Raw genomic sequence first — 17,621 nt, 5'->3', positions numbered from 1 at the left:
TCTCAACCCGGCGGACACCCTTTTATGAATGGCAGAAGAGTAGTAGTTACAGGTCTTGGAGCGCTTACCCCCATCGGCAATAACCTCGAAGAATATTGGAAAGGTCTTTCCAATGGAGTGAGTGGTGCGGCCCCTATTACCCGCTTTGATGCTGAAAAATTCAGAACTAAGTTCGCCTGTGAGGTAAAAAACTATGATCCTCTCAATCATTTTGATAGAAAGGATGCAAGAAAGATGGACCCCTTCACTCAGTATGCACTTATAGTGAGTGAAGAGGCCATCAAACATTCAGGTCTTGACCTGGAAAAAGTAGACAAAGACAGGGTTGGAGTGATTTGGGGTGCCGGCATAGGCGGTCTCAAAACCTTTCAGGACGAAGTCACTGATTTTTCACGTGGCGATGGAACACCCAGATTCAATCCATTCTTTATCCCCAAAATGATCGCCGACATAGCTGCCGGCTACATTTCCATCACTTACGGTTTCAGAGGGCCCAATTTCGTTACGGTTTCTGCTTGCGCCTCTGCTACCAACGCCCTCATCGACTCGCTCAATTATATTAAACTAGGCCATGCCGACGTGATTGTTTCCGGCGGCTCAGAGGCTACGGTGTGTGAAGCGGGCGTGGGCGGATTCAACGCCCTTAAGGCACTTTCTGAGCGCAACGACGACCCTTCCACAGCTTCCCGACCTTTCGACAAGGACAGAGATGGCTTTGTGTTGGGCGAGGGGGGAGCATGCATCATTCTTGAAGAGCTTGAGCATGCCAAAGCCCGTGGTGCCAAAATCTATGCGGAATTCATTGGCGGGGGCATGTCGTCCGACGCTTACCACATCACTGCTCCGCATCCTGAAGGTTTGGGAGCAAAAAATGTGATGATCAATGCCCTAAAAGATGCCGGTATCAAAACTACTGACGTAGATTATATCAACGTTCATGGCACCTCAACACCTCTCGGCGACAAAGGCGAAACGCTGGCGATAAGAGAAGTGTTTGGGCCCCACGCCTACAACATCAATATCAGCTCTACCAAATCCATGACAGGGCACTTGCTGGGAGCCGCAGGAGCAATTGAAGCAGTGGCTTCAATCATGGCCATTCAAAATCAGCTCGTTCCTCCTACCATTAACCACTTCACTGACGACGAAGAGCTGGACAGCAAGCTGAATTTCACATTCAACAAAGCACAGGCACGCAAAATCGACATCGCACTAAGCAATACTTTTGGTTTTGGCGGCCACAACACCTCCATCATCTTCCGTAAATACGAGGGATAGTGCTGAATCTGGTCAGGCGTCTCAAGTCATTCTTCACCATTTACACAGAAAAGGAGCGCTCATTAAGCAGGGCCGTTAAAACCATTGTAGGACATGCTCCTATCAACATCCACGTGTATCGGCTGTCAGTCATCCACAGCTCTGCTGCCAAAGAAAATAACAACGGCTTTAAAGAATCGAACGAAAGGCTGGAATACCTGGGGGATGCGGTGCTCGGCATGATCGTGGCAGAGTATCTCTTTAATAAATATCCTTTTAAAGACGAGGGCTTCCTCACAGAGATCAGGTCACGTATTGTAAACCGGGAGAGCCTCAATGACCTTGCAAGAAAACTGGGCATTGGCGAGATCATAGAGTACGAAGGGGGAGGTCGTAACGGTGTGGGTCATAAATCCATATATGGCGACACCCTGGAGGCACTCATTGGCGCTGTGTACCTCGACAGAGGCTACCGGTTCTGCCGCAAGTTTGTGATGAACAAGCTGATGAAAAACCACTTCGACATCCAACACATCGTTCGGAACAACCCCAACTATAAAAGCAAGGTCATAGAATGGGCCCAAAAGGAAAACAGGGACATTCGGTTCGAAATTACCGAACTCAATCAGGACAGTTTTCCCCGCAAGTTTGAAGCACTTGTAATGGTGGATGAAGAACCCTTCGGCAAAGGGTTTGGGCTGAGCAAGAAAAAAGCAGAACAAGATGCCGCCCAAAAAACTTGTGAAATGCTAAACCTGCCATAACTTCGGCTTGTTTTTAAGGATGTGTTTGATGGATGCGGGAGGGCAGCGATCAAGTGAAAACAAATGTCAGTCTGAGCCTGTCGAAGATCGTTTAAATCACTGAAGCTATGTTTCGACAAGCTCAACATGACATTTTCGTAGAGTGATGGCCGTCCCGCATCAAACATACCTTATCTGGTTTTGAATGAACGAATGAAAACACTCAAGCTGGGTGGCGCTACCGTCAACCAAATCCCTTTAGACTGGAAAAACAACAAAGCCAATATCCTGGCCTGTATCGCTCAAGCGAAAAGTGAAGGTGTAGAATTACTTTGCCTGCCTGAGTTGTGTATCACCGGCTATGGCTGCGAAGATCTATTTCTGAGCGAATGGCTCCCGGCCAGGGCTATGGAGATCTTGCTCGAAATAGCCCCCGAGTGTGGCGGATTAGCGGTAGCACTTGGCTTGCCTGTGCGACATCAGAACAAAGTTTACAATTGCACCAGCTATGTAGTCGACGGTCAAATACAGGGCTTCTACGCCAAGCAAACCTTGGCTAACGAAGGCGTGCACTATGAGCCCCGGTGGTTCACACCGTGGCCACCTTCTACCACCGATGCCATTGAAGCCGGAGGAAAGACCTACCCCATCGGCGAACTGACTTTCCACCTCAAAGACGTGCACCTGGGCTTTGAGATCTGTGAAGACGCCTGGCATGACGTGCGCCCCGCCTGCCATCATATGGAAAAAGGCGTAGAGCTCATTCTCAACCCCAGCGCCAGTCACTTTGCCTTTGGCAAAGCCAGTTTCAGGCAAAATCTAGTCATTGAAAGCTCCAGGAAATTCAACGTGGCATACCTCTACTGCAACCTGCTGGGTAATGAAGCTGGACGCATGGTTTATGACGGCGATGTGATTCTGGCTCAAAATGGAGACCTGCTCTCGTACGGGCAGCGGCTTTCATTTGTCAGCTGGAAGCTGCAAACCTGTGAGGTCAACTTCAGCAACCCTGAGCAGTCGGAACGCCAGGCAATCAAGCCGATAGCCAACCAAAATGAAGAGTTCCCCAAGGCAGCGGCACTGGCTCTGTTCGACTATATGAGAAAGAGCCACAGCAAGGGCTTTGTGCTTTCACTTTCCGGAGGCGCCGACTCTTCTACCTGTGCAGTGCTGGTGGCCGAAATGGTAAGAAGGGGCACAGAAGAGCTGGGGTTTGATGCCTTCAAAACCAAGCTGGGGTTGGCATCCTCATTGCCAAATGACAACAAGGCGATTGTGCACAGCATTTTGCAAACCGCTTACCAGGGCACGGTGAATAGTTCTGACGATACTTTCGACTCCGCCAAAGAGCTGGCCGAAAGCATAGGAGCCACATTCTTCCAATGGCAGATTGACGACGAAGTAAGAGGCTACAGAGAAAAGGTGGAAAAAGCCCTGCGCAGACCCCTCACCTGGGAAACGGATGATATTGCTTTGCAGAACATCCAAGCGAGAGCACGCTCGCCCATTATTTGGATGCTAGCCAATATTGCCAATGCACTGCTACTCACCACCAGCAACCGCAGTGAAGGCGATGTGGGCTATGCCACCATGGACGGCGACACCAGCGGTAGCCTGGCGCCAATTGCCGCTGTCGACAAGGAGTTTGTAAAACAATGGCTCAAATGGGCGCAAAAAGAACTCGGCTACGAAGGCTTGGCGAGAGTGAACAGCCTTGCGCCAACTGCCGAACTGCGGCCTAAAGAGCAGCACCAGAGCGACGAAACGGACCTGATGCCTTACCATGTGATGGTCGCCATTGAACGGGAAGGAATCCGCAACCGGAAGTCGCCACTGGAGGTTTTCGAAATTGTGAAAACGCTGAAGCTGGAATCAGACGAGTTGCTGAAACAGCATATCAAGCGTTTCTTCAGGCTGTGGAGCCGCAACCAGTGGAAAAGAGAGCGCATCGCCCCTGCCTTCCACCTCGACGATTTCAATGTAGACCCCCGCACCTGGTGCCGGTTTCCTATTTTATCAGGAGGGTTTGAGGAGGAACTGGAGGCGCTTGGTTAGCTTCTACACAACTAGTGACAGCGAGACAGAGGGCAATTGATGAACTGCGGTTGAGGAGTGCTGATATACCTGGGATTATTTCAGTAAGTACCTGGAATTTTACTACCGCATTTTCCCCACCACAGAGATAGCAGAGTAGCGCAGAGATTTTAGCTGCTGTGCAGCCAAAACAGAACCTGAGGCCAGAGGCCTCTCTGTGTATCTCCCATTTCTCTGTGGTGGTTCCTCTTTATTTTTATTTCTACCGCAGGTAAAAGAGTTGCACAGAGATTTTGTTACTGGCAGTCAACGCAGAACCTGAGGCCGGAGGCTCTCCTCTGTGTCCCTCCCCTTTCTCTGCGGTGGTTCCTCTTTATTTTTATTTCTACCGTAGAGTTAAAAAGAGTTGCACAGAGATTTTACCTGCTGTGCAGCCAAAACCAAACCTGAAGCAGACGACTTCTCCCTGTGTCCATCCTTTTTCTCTGTGGTGGTCTTTTTCTCGCCTTCACAATAAAGATAAGTGAGTTATAAAGAGTCTTCGCAGCTTTAAAGTGGCGTTCATTTTGAGTAAAAATGCAAATACAAACTTTATAATGTTAAATTATCGTGTAAAATAATCACTACTTATTCACAAAACTATGACTGACAACCAACTAACTGAAAAGATCATCGGCTGCGCCATAAAAGTGCATAAAGCGCTGGGCCCGGGCCTGCTTGAATCTTCCTATCAAGAATGTCTTTACTACGAATTAGTCAAATCTGGGCTTTATGTTGAGAAGGAAAAGTCGATGCCATTGATTTATGATGGTGTCGTTCTGGAATGTGGGTATAGAATTGACCTTTTTGTGGAGAAGCAAATCATAGTAGAAATAAAAGCGGTAACAGAATTACCTCCTATTGCCCTTGCGCAGGTTTTAACCTATCTGAAGCTAGCGAAAAAAAGTGTTGGTTTGATCATCAATTTCAACGTTTCGCTCCTTACAGATGGCTTGAAAAGGGTGGTAAATAAATACGCTTAAATCCAAGGCTGACCTGTTGTGTCCCGATGATCCATCGGACAAATATGTACCCAGTTTTTAGCAAATTGCGCCTTTAACCTCTACAGACAAAATTGTCCTACACCCAAGCAATCTTCTACGAGATTTTTGTTCAATCCTTTGCTGACTCCAATGGTGATGGCATTGGCGACATCAACGGGATGACTGCCAAACTGGACTACTTGCAAGAGCTTGGCATCACTGCCGTCTGGCTCATGCCCATTTGCCCTTCGCCGAGCTACCATAAATATGATGTAACCGACTACTATTCGATCCATCCCGATTACGGCACACTCGACGACTTTAAAAACTTCGTCCACCAAGCCCACGCTCGTGGCATAAAGGTGATCATTGATTTTGTCATCAACCACACCTCTTCTCAGCACCCATGGTTCCTGAATGCCCGCACAGGCATACACGCAAAATACCGTGATTACTACATCTGGGCAGACAAGGAGCACGTGGCAGAGCAAATAGAGAAGAAGGAAACCTCAGCAGATTCCGACAACATCCGGCAATGGCACCCAATCAGCACGAAAGAGTCAACAGCGCAATATTACTATGGGTTTTTCAATAGCGACATGCCCGACCTGAACCACGACAACCCGGCCGTGAGGAACGAGGTGTATGCCATCGGCAAATTCTGGCTATCGGAAGTTGGCGTTGACGGCTTCCGAATGGACGCAGCCAAGCACATCTTCCCATACGACAGATCGGCCGATACACATGCGTTTTGGGAAGAGTTCAGAGCACAAATGCAGACGGTGAAGCCCGACGTCTATCTTATTGGGGAGGTATGGTCCGATGCCAGAAGTGCCTCACCCTACGCAGCGGGGTTTTCATCACTGTTCAACTTTGACCTGGCACAAAGCATCCTCGAATCGGTAGACAAGCGGCAACAAAAAGCAGCAGCGGTAGTCGGTAACTCCTACAAAATAAGTGAAGGCCAGCGACTGGTGGACATCATAAATGAATCTGCGCCGTGGTTCAAAGCTCACAACGAACACTTTGCGGAAGCTAGCTTTCTCAGCAACCATGACCAGAACAGAACCGCTTCTGCCCTGGGTGGAAAGGCAGACAAGATCAAGCTGGCAGCCTGCATCCTTTTCACGCTTCCCGGCATTCCATTCATATACTACGGCGAGGAGCTGGGCATGCTGGGCATGAAGCCGGATGAGCACATCAGAGAGCCAATGCTGTGGGATGAAATAGAAAGAGATACCTGCCGAACCCACTGGATAACACCCCGATACTCTACTGACGAAACAGTTGTTCCTGCGACACAACAGATGACTGACAGCAACTCCATGTACAGTCTTTACAAAAAGCTTATTGCACTCAAGAAAACAGCCCTTTTTTCATTGGGGGCCATTGAAAGTCTGCCGCTTGCCGGAGGCAATTTACTGGCGTTTAGCAGAAGGCTGGGGGAAACGCATGCGTTGGTTTATCACAACTTGTCTGCGAAAAAAATATCGATCACAATACCTGTTGGATATAGAGAAGCATTCGTCAGGGGTAAAGTGAAAATATCGGACGAAGTTCTGACGTTAGGCGCCAGGGCTAGTTTGGTTCTCACAAATCCTTAGCCACAAAGTTCGCCTATGGCACCGGGTCGTAGCCACTTCCTCCCCAGGGGTGGCACCTTCCGATTCGCCTGGCGGCCAGCCAACCACCTTTGAAGGGGCCATGTTTGGTAATGGCCTCCTTGGCATACTCACTGCAAGTAGGCGCATAGCGACAGGCCGATGGAAACAGTGGCGAAATGCTATACTGATAAAACTTGATAGGCAAAACAGCCAACCAAATACCCAGCTTTCGAAAAAACGTCCTGCCTCCCATGTCTTAAATTTCCTTTACAACAATCAGTCCGGCTAAAATATTCCCAAGGCTTAAACACTTCCTTTTCACCTTAAATATCAGCATTAATGAGGACTTGTTTGGCAGAGTAACTAAGTTTGAGGTTTCTTTATTTAATTTTCCCAACTAAAGAACCTGAAGTACAACAAATAAAGGAAAATTTGGGTCTGTCCGTGAAATGAAGCTGCCACAGAAAAGGAATATAGGAAAGGATGAACCGGTAATGCAGCTGAAAATCAATGCATTTGCAATTGCCTGCTTTTTTGCGCTGACACTTTTCAGTTGCCTGCCTTCGGCTGCCCAGGATTCAGGCAAAAAAAATAAGACGTTGGCTGCGGACACAGTGCGACAACGGTTTATCAAGGTTGAGAAAATATATATTATCGGCCACAAAAGAACCCGCAAGTCGATCATTACCCGGGAGCTGAGCATCGAGGAGAATGGCATCTACGATTCAACCACCCTGGCCATCACCCTGGAGCTCGACAAACAAAAAATTTTTAACACCCGGCTGTTTAACACCGTGGATGTGACCCTGCTTGAAACCGCCCCCGGAATAGGGAGTGTGCTGGTGAAAGTGGAAGAACGCTGGTACTTCTTCCCTGCCCCTATCTTTCAGCTAGCCGACCGTAATTTTAACGACTGGTGGACAAACCGGGAGCGGGACCTTAGCCGGGTCAACTATGGCGTAAGGGTTGACCAGTACAACCTGCGGGGCATGAATGACCGGCTGCGGCTAATAGCTCAGTTCGGATTTACGAGGCAATTTGACATCACCTACAGCATCCCTTATTTCGACAAACGGCAGCGTCATGGTTTTACAACCGGCGCCTCCTACAACGAGTCCAAGAACGTAGCCTACCAAACGGATAACCACATTCCCACTTTTATCCGGTCGGAAGACTTGATACAAAACCGGTTCAATACCTACCTCCAGTACAGTTACAGAAATGCCTTCTACAACTTTCACTACTTCACTGTTGGATATCAAAAATTGGAAGCAGCCGACACTATACGGCAACTAAACCCAAATTACTTCGGCATCAATAAGGGGCAACAACAGTTCGTTCATCTAAAATATCAATTTCTAAGAGACAGGAGAGACTTCCGAAATTATCCGTTAAAGGGCTACTATGTATCTTTCATAGGCGAAAAGGATGGTCTCAGCAATAAGTCAGATATTAATCTTTGGAGCGGAAAATTACTCTATGCTAAATTCTGGGATATGGGCAAGGGGTTCTACTTTGCCACAGGCCTTACCGGCTTAGTTTCTGGGCCGTCAAGCCAGCCCTACTCAGTAAACCAAAGTCTGGGCTTCGGCAGAAACTATGTGCGGGGCTTTGAGCTCAACGTGGTAGAAGGGCCGAGATACGTGCTGAGTAAGAACACTTTCAAGAAAGAGATTTTCAAAACTACGAAAGACATCAGCAGAATCATGCTGATTCCTCAGTTTCAAAAGCTACCGCTTGCCCTATATGCAAAGGTGTTTTTTGACCTGGGCTACGTGCAAAACTACCCCAACTATGAACTCAACACCCGCTTGAGCAACAAGCTGCTTTATGGCGTCGGCACAGGCCTCGACCTGGTTTCTTTCTACGACTTTGTAGTACGAACGGAATACTCCTATAACAGCCAGGGAGACTTTCACTTCTTCCTCAACTTCAAGGCAGAATTGTAAGAAGCATTCGCAGCCAAATCCTCAATTACCCTCCTCAAAAACCACAAGCTTTCTCTTCCCTCTTTTATTGACCAAAAACCACTCCCCTACACGTGCTCCATTTTCATAATGGCCCTCATACTCTAAAGAACCATCTTTTCTATAAAACCTCCATAAGCCGCTTTCCAGCCCATCAACATAAGCTCCTTCCCACCAAATAGTGCCGTCATCGTAATAAGACGTCCAAACGTGGTTCGGTAGCCCATTTTCATAAGTGCCTTTACGAATCAAAACACCCCGGTCGTTCATAAAAACCCATTGGCCTTTGTACAAACCCTCCTCATAGACTCCCTTCTTCTCAAGCTCCCCATTTTCATGATAATAGAAGGCTGAATCAGTGAGCAATCCGCCTTCCCATGTTTCTTTGGCCATGATAGTTTCATCGGGATAATAGTACATCGCCAGGCCGTCGAGCTGGCCAAGGCTGTAATCAACAGTGGCGCTCTTCGTTCCGGAAGGATAGTAAAACACCCACTCCCCCTGCTTACGATTCTCGTCTAATATCCCCTCACTTTTAATGCTTCCAGTGGGGTATTTCTCTACTACAGGCTGCGCAAACAGTGAGAAATTAAAGATAGAGAACGCTATTAGAACATTTAACTTCAATGATTTGGGCACGCCAATCTTGTTTTAACCTCCACATAATTTTGCAAAAGAGAGAGCTTTGGCTAGATTAATACAATGGTTCAAAAGCTTTTACTCTCTGTATGTATCGTTTTTCTCGCACTTAGGGCAGTTGGTCAGGCCGGCGATTACTCTCTGGGCGCCCGAAGCGCCGCCGTGGGAACCACCTCTTCTACACTCACCGATCAGTTCAGTCTTTTCAACAACCCTGCCGGGCTGGCTCAGGCAAACTCGCCAGGCGTTTTTGCAAGTTATGAAAATCGCTATCGAATAGAAGATTTTCAAGTGATGGGCGCAGGCGCTTCCATTCCTTTCGGAAAGTTCACCACCGGCGTGGGTTTCTATCGGTTTGGTGGCAAACTCTACACAGAACAGCTGGTAAGTTTAAAACTGGCCAATAAAATTGGGTTTGTGAGTCTCGGTGGAGGCGTGAGCTATGTGCAGTACAATATCCCCACAATTGGCACAAGGGGTGTGCTGGTGGTTGACCTGGGTGGCATAGCGACGATTAACAAGCAGTGGCACCTGGGGGCACATATTTACAACCTCACCCAATCAAAACTGGTACCGGGAACTGGTGAAAGGGTGCCGACTGTGATGAAGCTTGGGGTTTCGTACCGACCCATTACGGCATTCATGGTCAATATGGAGGTATCCAAAGACATTAACTACAAGCCGATAGCGAGAGCAGGAATGGAATATTTCATCATTCCCCAGCTTGCACTTAGAACCGGTTTCAGCACCGGCCCGTTTATTTCCTGCTTCGGCCTTGGGTTTAAGCCCGGCAAATTTCAAATAGACTATGCCTTCAGGAATGATGCAAGACTGGGAGAACTGCACCAAATGTCAGTGATTTATGCTTTCGCTGATAAAAAATAGCCTCGCTGGCATTGCCCTTTGTCTGTTGTGCTGCTTACAGCTACATGGACAGCAGCAGCCACCTGAACCACCTGCTGAGGACATCGATCTATATGCTTTTGTGCAAGAGCTCTTTGCTATACAAGACGAAGACGTGAACTACGACGACTTGTACGAGTCTTTGTTCCAACTCTACACCAGCCCGATAGACATCAATCTTGCCACTTTCGAAGAGCTCTCCTCTTTTTACATACTAAGTCCTATTCAAATAGAAAGTCTGCTCAATTACCGGAAGCTCAACGGGACCCTTCTCTCCCTTTACGAGCTACAGGCCGTACCCAATTTTGACCTGGCTACCATAAGAAATATCAGGCCCTTCGTCACCGTTTCAGGAACAGGAAGCAAACAAGGAAGCCCACTTTTACAACGTGTGGTAAACGAAAAGAACAACTACCTGCTACTGCGTACTGAAAGAACCCTCGAAATAGCCAGGGGCTACACCCAGGCCGATACAGCTGCCAATGGCGACCTGAGTAGCAGGTACGCCGGAAGTCCCTACAAACACTACGCCCGCTTTCGGGTAAGCCACCCCAACGATTTTAGCTTTGGTTTCACGGCGGAGAAAGACGCAGGTGAGGAGTTGGCATGGAACCAGTCGAGACATGCCTACGGTGCCGATTTCTATTCATTTCATGGGCAATTGAAAAACCTGGGCAATTTCAAAGCCGTCAATATTGGTGACTACCAGCTTCAAATGGGGCAAGGACTGGTGTTCGGAGCAGGGTTTGCCGCTGGCAAAGGTGGCGAAACCCTACTGACAGTCAAAAGAAACTCTACAGGCTTGCTCCCTTACACCTCCGTGCTGGAAACGGGCTTTTTCCGAGGGGCTGCCGCTACCTATTCGTTCGGTAAATGGGAACTCACCGCCATTGCCTCCCGACTCCGGCAAGACGGCACCGTGCGAACAGACACCATCACCGACGGCCCTGAAGCCTACATCTCTTCCATTCTCAACACAGGCTTCCATCGAACCGAATCGGAAATAAATGGCAAAGGTCAGGTGGTGGAGCATGACGTGGGAGGCAACCTGCAATACAAAAGCGGCACTTTTCAATTTGGTCTCAACACTTTGTACACCCAATTCAGTACACCCATTCAAAAAACCCCGGCACTGTACAACCAGTTTGAGTTTTCCGGCCAAGCTAACCATATCAGCAGCTTGTATCTCTCCAAGCTCTGGCAAAACACACAATTTTTCGGCGAAGCGGCCAGATCCAGTTCAGGAGGCTGGGGGGCTATTGGCGGACTTATGGTGAGCATCACCAATAGTCTTGGTGCCAGCATGGTGGCGAGAAACTACCAGCGGGACTTCCACAGCTTTTATGCAAGATCCTTTGGAGAGGCCTCGAGAAATGTCAATGAAAAAGGCATCTATTGGGGCATCAAATGGCGAGCTGCATCAAAGCTATTGTTCACTGCCTATTACGACAAGTTTAGCTTTCCCTGGCTACGCTACAATACCGACGCTCCTTCGGATGGGAACGAATACCTTGCCATGGTCACTTACAGTTTCAGCAAATTGACGAAATTTTATGTGCAACTAAGGCAACAGACCAAGGCCGAAAATGGCGAAGTACTAGCGAATAATTTACAGGTGCCGGTTGAAACCAAAAAAGGAAACATAATCCTCAATCTGGATCATGACACAGGCCACCTGCTAAGCTTCAAATCCCGGTTGCAGCTAAGCAGGTACGAAAAGGAAGAAGTGGTGAGCACAGGATTTGCGATCATTCAGGATTTGAACCTTACGCTACCAAAATGGAGGTTCAGCTCACGCATAGCCTTGTTCGACACCGACGACTACAGCAATCGGCAATATGTGTATGAAAAAGATGTACTCTATGCCTTTTCTATTCCTGCATACACGGGCAAAGGCATCAGAACTTACCTGCTCGTTCAGTACAAAATCGGTGATAAGGTTACCATATGGGGGCGCTGGGCAAAATTTTCCTATATGAATACCAAAAGTACGGGGTCCGGTTTGCAAGAGATAAATGGCTCTTTAAAAAATGATTTTAAGGTACAAATAAAGGTGGCCCTCTGGTGAATTCTTGTTGAAAGTTATTTTTTACAGTTATTTATCGAGTTTACAGTTGAATTTGATGGCCTATTTTTTTATAATCCATCAATAAAGCTGTGTTATGATTTCATACAATGTTTTACTTAATGTTATTTTTTTTATATTTACTGAAAGTAAAACAGCATTACTTCTATGATAATGGAGTTTACGGATATGAAGGAGCTAATAGTTATTGATGATGACCCGATCAATAATTTCATTTGTAAAAAAATGATTGAGGAGATTTCTGGCGATTTCAAAATCAGAAGTTTTGAAAGTGCCGTTGAAGGGTTAGCCTACCTATCTTCTTTGGATCAGCAAGCGCAGAGCTATCCAACGCATATCATGCTGGACTTGAATATGCCACAGTATAACGGTTGGCAATTTCTTTCTGACTACCAACGATTAAACCTTCATCAAACTCACCATACCTGCCTATATGTGGTAAGCTCCACGATTCTGAGAGATGAAATTGAGAAGATTAAAGAACTGTCATTTGTAACTGACTTTATATCTAAGCCATTGACTGTCTATAAGTTAAAAAAGCTTGTAGAAACCGAAGACTTGCCGTAAACCTAGTGACTGTAAGTGCAATGGCAACCTCGCAGAAGGTTGTGATTGCAGAGATTCCTCACCCTACCGGCTATTTTTGAGCATTGTGGAACTTTCATGGAGACTATCGTATTTATATGTATATACATTAAATATTGATACCTCCATGACATCCACATTAATACAAAAGGAAACCCCCACCGACTTCGATATACATCCGCTCATTAAAGAAAGGTGGAGCCCAAGATCCTTCTCACAAAAAAAGGTGAGCCGTGATGCCGTCAACCAACTTCTTGAAGCCATGCGCTGGGCCCCCTCTGCCATGAACGAACAACCCTGGGAGGTACTGGCTGCACAAAAAGGCACAAAAAGCCATGACACACTAGCGAAGACACTTGCTCCGGGTAATCAGCCCTGGGCACCGGATGCCCCCGTGTTGCTGCTGGTGATGGCACGCACTACGTACAGCAATGGTGCCCCAAATCATTCTGCGCTGTATGACCTGGGTTTGGCAGTCGGCAACTTAAGCGTTGAAGCTACTCATCTCGGGCTTTCGCTCCATCAAATAGGCGGATTTGACAGAACGATGGCCAGAGAATCATTCAACCTTCGTGAAAATCTGCAACCAGTAGTAATGATTGCCGTTGGCTATCGGGACAGCCATGAGAGCCTGCCTGAAGCGCTGCAGCAGAGAGAGCTGGCGCCGAGGAAGAGGAAAAAAATTGAAGAATTTGCGGTGGTTGATTTCTAATTGCCTGCGACATCATAAATCAACAATGATGGTTTAATAAAGCTGCCACTCGGTTATATTTAAAACCAGGCAGCTTTATTGATTCATGATATACGAGAAGCGAGATCCGGCGCCCCATTTGCGGCATGTAATTAAGGGCTATTGGCGGGTAGACAGCGAGGGTGACAAAACCATTGCTACCCAAAAAATCATCCCCGATGGGTACCCGGAGATTATCTTCCACTATGGCTCTCTCTTCGAAATCTGCCTATATGAAACATGGCAACCGCAAACATCGCATCTTCTCGCCGGACAAATAAAAAAACACTTCTTTCTCAGAAACACCGGCGCTTATGGCATGATTGGAGTCAAGCTGATGCCCACCACTTTGGCTAAATTGTTTGGCCTTTCAATGCATGCTCTTACAGACAAAGTGGTGAATTTCCACAAAGTGGCGAATGGCAAATTTTTGGAGCTTGAATCAATCGTTTCTCAGAGTCCTGAAAGCTCACAGGTTTTCGAAAGAATAGATAGTTGGTTCAGTTCAGTGAGAACGGAGTATAAAAACGATACTTCCAGGGTCGAACAGGCATTGCAAGTCGTCTTCGAAAGCGGGGGAACCAGGCAGGTCGGCGAGCTGGCAGTGGGAGTTGGCATTAGCGAAAGGCAGTTAGAAAGGCTTTTTCAGCAACATGTAGGGTTATCACCTAAGTACTACTCCCGAATCATCAGGTTCAATAAAATATTTGACCTGATGCAAAACCAAGATCCGGCATGGGTGCAATTGGCGCTAGATTCCGGCCATTTCGACCAGTCTCATTTTATCAGGAATTTCAAAGCATTTACGGGGGAAGAACCCACAGGCTACCTTTTCAACGAAGAAAACATGGCCAATTTCTTCCTTCACAAATAGATGTCGGCTTTTTACAATACAAAATGCTTTCGCTTAGCTAATGTTGAATAAAAAACTATGAAGTCAATCCTGACCATTACTCTGCTCCTATCGACAGCCTCGTTGTCATATGCACAATCAGCAAACGCCGCTTCTGCCAAAAATTTTAAAAAGCTCTCATGGCTGGAAGGCACCTGGGATCGCACAAATGTAAAGCCGGGAAAAAGTGCTCATGAAAGGTGGGAAAAGGACAGCAAAACAAAGTGGATAGGGTTCGGGGTTTCTCTGCAGGGAGAAGACACTACCTTTTTGGAAAAACTGAGCATTTTAGTTAAAAATGGAAGTATCTACTACATAGCCGACGTGCCAGAGAATAAAACGCCTGTGCCATTTCAATTCACCCAGGTTAGCAAGCAAGGCTTTGTTTGCGAAAATCCAACACACGATTTCCCAAAGAAGATCGCCTACACGCTTGAAGGAGACAGGCTTGAGGTTCAAATATCCGGGGATGGCCAAGCCATGGACTTTGAATTTGTAAAGAGAAAATAAAAAAGAGGCTTTCGCCTCTTTTTTATTTTTCATCAATAACACCATCAATTGGAAAGTTCCGATGGCCAGGTTTTGCTGTCTGTTCTTGTTAAAACTGTAGTACCAGCATCCCCATAATCGTTGGACCAGTCAATCGTTAGGTTTGTGCCATCGTTGTTTTTAATAACGAAGGTGTAAATAAGGCCATACTGATCGGAGCCAGTAAGGCTAATCTTGTTGCACACATCCACCAAACGTACACCAACCGCCGGTGTATCATCCCAGGCGCAGTCGTACTGACCAAATGTAGCATCGGAGACGGCATACCTACCACCGCCAAGCGCTGTTAGGGTACCTGTGCCGGTAACCGGGTTGCTGCAATTGCCAGCTGCCCCACCAGGACCAGCTGCGATCACAGTGGTAGAAAAGTCATACGTTCCACCAAGATCGGAAGCACATGCAATCGACCAGCGCACGTTGCAGCCCCCGAAGGAAGGTTGCGCAGGCTGCTGGCACAAATCGCTGTTAAGCGCCACTGTAAAGGTTCTTCCGTCGGTAGAGTGGATTGGAAAAGTGAGGTTAAATCCATCACCTACCTTAAAAAAGTCAATGTCAACGCCCAGCGACTCCGCTGCAGCAGCAGCACTCAGGCTGAATGTAGATGGAAAGGAAGTAACCTCACCGACCTTCACTGCATCGTATACCTTATCCACGTACACATCCTCCAGCTCATTGTAGGTGCCATCCTTTTCGGTAAAGGTCAGCATGATATCCACACTTGACACCTCTGTTACGTCAAATCCGTCCACATCAATGGTAAATTCCACCTCTTCTGACGCCAAAGGATTCAGGGCATTGAAGAAGTTTTTACTTGGGTTCACCGAAATTTTCGTCACTGCCCCAATATTATCATTGATATCCGGTGCTGGATTCCAGTCCTCGTCCTGACAGCCGTTCAATAGAATGAGCCAGGCAAATACTACAGTTAATATGCTTATTTTCTTCATGTTCTTTCTCTTTAATGGTTAGTTAGCATCCCAGAAAATTGGCTCACTTACCAAAGGCACCGGATTGGGGGCATTTGGATTAGAAGAAAGCTCTCCCGGAGGATAGGGAAGCCTCAATGGGAATGGGCCGCTAGGAGCAAGCGCCGATGGCTGATCGTTTGGCATTCCTGTGCGACGGTAGTCAGTATACGACTCAAACCCATTGCCATAGCTGGCATAGAATTTTTCAGTCATCACAATGTTCAGTCTTTGGCTGTTGTTTCCTGCCGCTGCGTAACTATCTGAAATGGCATCAAGATAGTCATCAACATCAGCCTGATCCATTGCTACCGCATTGTTAGGATCAATTGCCAGGCCAAAAGCCTCCACTTTGCTGAAGGAGTCCTCGATGCCTTTTAGTGTAAGTGCCAAAGGATCGCCTGGTGTACCCAGGGTAATAGCCGCTTCTGCCAGCATAAATGATACATGGAAATTAGTTAGCCAGGGCATAATACCTGCACCTGTACCGTGCCCCCTGTCGAACCTGCGCTCTCCACCACCGGGACCTACATCATAGGAGCCGCCTATCGGATACACGCCAAAAGTTGCTCTGATAGTGTTGTCACCAGGAATACCTGACGGATCTCCATGGTCTCTGCCAATATAACCGTCGGCCGCAGCACCCAATGCAGGGAGGCCATTTGAAGGATCTTGTCCTCCAAGCCATCCATACACACAATCGCTCCTTTGAGAGCATGGCTGGGTCTGGAAATCCAGGTCAGCGTCTTCTCCCTGTCTGAAGATGTAGAATGGCAAACGGGGGTCATTCTTGGCAATCAGATGGTACATAAAGTAATTGTTCATGTACTGCGTTTTGCTGCCAGGGATGTACTCTTGCTGATAAATAGGGTGCTGGTTCATGGGAGACACAGACGACCCAAACGTAAACTGAAAATCGTCAGCATTGGTCGATATAAAATTGTTCTCCGTTATCAGCGTTTCAATGCCTGCTTTGGATCTGGCGGCATCGACCAACCGAATATTAAGCAGCAAACGGAGTTTAAGCGTATTGGCCGCTTTCACCCACTTGCTGTAGTTGCCGCCGTAAATCAAATCACTTGAAACTGGCGACTCGTTGTTCTCAATGGCCTCCTTCAGGTCAGCCTTTGCAACATCTACCAAATCAATGATGTGGTCGTAGACCGCAGCGTCGTCTTCGTAATGCGGAAACAATATCTCCTCACCCTGCAGTGCCTCAGTGTAAGGTACATCGCCCCAGGTATCCACCAACACCATGTACAGGTAAGCCTTCATTACTTTAGCTATACCAGAGTAGCCTTTAAACCCTGCTTCTTCTCCTTGCTTAACAATTGTCTGCAAGTCTTTAAGCGCCTGGTCAAACATTGAATTATAATCGTTGGAGAAGTTCGCACCGGTAATATTGTAGGTGCTAGGATTCAGCCTTGTGTAATGCTGGACAAATATAGATGCATTTTCCTGCAAGTCTCTAGTCGTCCAAAAACCAGCTGACACCTGTGCCGCCGGCAAAAGCAGGTTCAATGAGGCTTCAGACGGGTTATTTGGGTCAGTGTTTATATCAAGGAAGTCTGAGCCACACGACATACTAAATATCGCCAGCATCACTATCACTACCTTTGAAAGTTTATTATTTATAATCTTCATA

16 protein-coding genes are annotated in these 17,621 nt (G+C 47.2%); 12 read left to right on the top strand and 4 right to left on the bottom strand.

The annotated features are described in order from the left end of the window. Window positions 1-24: 24 nt before the first annotated feature. The 5 genes from fabF to ACMVP2_RS17880 all read left to right on the top strand — a co-directional run bounded on the left by fabF (window position 25) and on the right by ACMVP2_RS17880 (window position 6,660). Entirely contained in the window at window positions 25-1,278 is a 1,254-nt protein-coding gene (gene fabF / locus ACMVP2_RS17900) for a beta-ketoacyl-ACP synthase II (RefSeq protein WP_339791976.1), read from the top strand. Next, window positions 1,278-2,021 carry a ribonuclease III gene (gene rnc / locus ACMVP2_RS17895; protein ID WP_317490250.1) on the top strand — a complete coding sequence of 248 codons (744 nt, stop codon included), beginning with the start codon at window positions 1,278-1,280 and terminating at the stop codon, window positions 2,019-2,021. The genes fabF and rnc overlap by 1 nt, the downstream gene beginning before the upstream one ends. 192 nt (window positions 2,022-2,213) lie before the next feature. After that, entirely contained in the window at window positions 2,214-4,055 is a 1,842-nt protein-coding gene (gene nadE / locus ACMVP2_RS17890) for an NAD(+) synthase (protein ID WP_416864469.1), read from the top strand. Between the two features lie 620 nt (window positions 4,056-4,675). Continuing rightward, window positions 4,676-5,056, top strand: coding sequence for a GxxExxY protein (locus ACMVP2_RS17885; protein WP_416864468.1), 381 nt, complete (start codon window positions 4,676-4,678; stop codon window positions 5,054-5,056). Window positions 5,057-5,148: 92 nt separating this feature from the next. After that, on the top strand, window positions 5,149-6,660 hold the full coding sequence (locus ACMVP2_RS17880; RefSeq protein WP_416864467.1) for an alpha-amylase family glycosyl hydrolase: 1,512 nt from the start codon (window positions 5,149-5,151) through the stop codon (window positions 6,658-6,660). A 13-nt stretch (window positions 6,661-6,673) separates the two neighbouring features. Here the strand turns inward: ACMVP2_RS17880 and yidD are convergent, their stop codons facing one another. Next, window positions 6,674-6,913, bottom strand: a complete 240-nt coding sequence (gene yidD / locus ACMVP2_RS17875; RefSeq protein ID WP_317490246.1) for a membrane protein insertion efficiency factor YidD — start codon at window positions 6,911-6,913, stop codon at window positions 6,674-6,676. A 241-nt stretch (window positions 6,914-7,154) separates the two neighbouring features. Between yidD and ACMVP2_RS17870 the strand changes: the two genes are divergently transcribed. Further along, complete coding sequence (locus ACMVP2_RS17870; protein WP_416864466.1) at window positions 7,155-8,609, top strand: POTRA domain-containing protein; 1,455 nt, start codon at window positions 7,155-7,157, stop codon at window positions 8,607-8,609. A gap of 21 nt (window positions 8,610-8,630) precedes the next feature. Here the strand turns inward: ACMVP2_RS17870 and ACMVP2_RS17865 are convergent, their stop codons facing one another. Further along, window positions 8,631-9,266: a toxin-antitoxin system YwqK family antitoxin gene (locus ACMVP2_RS17865; RefSeq protein WP_416864465.1), complete on the bottom strand. Its 636-nt coding sequence runs from the start codon at window positions 9,264-9,266 to the stop codon at window positions 8,631-8,633. Window positions 9,267-9,329: 63 nt separating this feature from the next. Between ACMVP2_RS17865 and ACMVP2_RS17860 the strand changes: the two genes are divergently transcribed. The 6 genes from ACMVP2_RS17860 to ACMVP2_RS17835 all read left to right on the top strand — a co-directional run bounded on the left by ACMVP2_RS17860 (window position 9,330) and on the right by ACMVP2_RS17835 (window position 14,972). Beyond that, window positions 9,330-10,151, top strand: a complete 822-nt coding sequence (locus tag ACMVP2_RS17860; protein WP_416864464.1) for a hypothetical protein — start codon at window positions 9,330-9,332, stop codon at window positions 10,149-10,151. After that, a complete protein-coding gene (locus ACMVP2_RS17855) occupies window positions 10,129-12,237 on the top strand; it encodes a ComEA family DNA-binding protein (RefSeq protein WP_416864463.1) in 2,109 nt (702 codons plus the stop codon). The genes ACMVP2_RS17860 and ACMVP2_RS17855 overlap by 23 nt, the downstream gene beginning before the upstream one ends. A gap of 186 nt (window positions 12,238-12,423) precedes the next feature. Next, window positions 12,424-12,822 (top strand): response regulator, encoded by a 399-nt coding sequence (locus ACMVP2_RS17850; RefSeq protein WP_339791990.1) that lies wholly within the window; start codon window positions 12,424-12,426, stop codon window positions 12,820-12,822. 145 nt (window positions 12,823-12,967) lie between these two features. Then, on the top strand, window positions 12,968-13,552 hold the full coding sequence (locus ACMVP2_RS17845; protein WP_416864462.1) for a nitroreductase family protein: 585 nt from the start codon (window positions 12,968-12,970) through the stop codon (window positions 13,550-13,552). A gap of 85 nt (window positions 13,553-13,637) precedes the next feature. Continuing rightward, window positions 13,638-14,444 (top strand): AraC family transcriptional regulator, encoded by an 807-nt coding sequence (locus tag ACMVP2_RS17840; protein WP_416864461.1) that lies wholly within the window; start codon window positions 13,638-13,640, stop codon window positions 14,442-14,444. Window positions 14,445-14,501: 57 nt separating this feature from the next. Then, window positions 14,502-14,972, top strand: a complete 471-nt coding sequence (locus tag ACMVP2_RS17835) for a DUF6265 family protein (RefSeq protein WP_416864460.1) — start codon at window positions 14,502-14,504, stop codon at window positions 14,970-14,972. A 44-nt stretch (window positions 14,973-15,016) separates the two neighbouring features. On the opposite strand, the gene ACMVP2_RS17830 is transcribed toward ACMVP2_RS17835, so the two are convergent. Both ACMVP2_RS17830 and ACMVP2_RS17825 read right to left on the bottom strand, forming a co-directional pair. Further along, window positions 15,017-15,958, bottom strand: coding sequence for a hypothetical protein (locus ACMVP2_RS17830; RefSeq protein ID WP_416864459.1), 942 nt, complete (start codon window positions 15,956-15,958; stop codon window positions 15,017-15,019). An 18-nt stretch (window positions 15,959-15,976) separates the two neighbouring features. Then, entirely contained in the window at window positions 15,977-17,620 is a 1,644-nt protein-coding gene (locus ACMVP2_RS17825; RefSeq protein WP_416864458.1) for a SusD/RagB family nutrient-binding outer membrane lipoprotein, read from the bottom strand. Between the last annotated feature and the right edge of the window lies 1 nt (window position 17,621).

The organism is Imperialibacter sp. (assembly GCF_048007035.1).
Taxonomy (GTDB): domain Bacteria; phylum Bacteroidota; class Bacteroidia; order Cytophagales; family Cyclobacteriaceae; genus Imperialibacter.
Note: the sequence above shows the minus strand (reverse complement) of the source record. Positions and strands in the feature narration are given on the sequence as shown.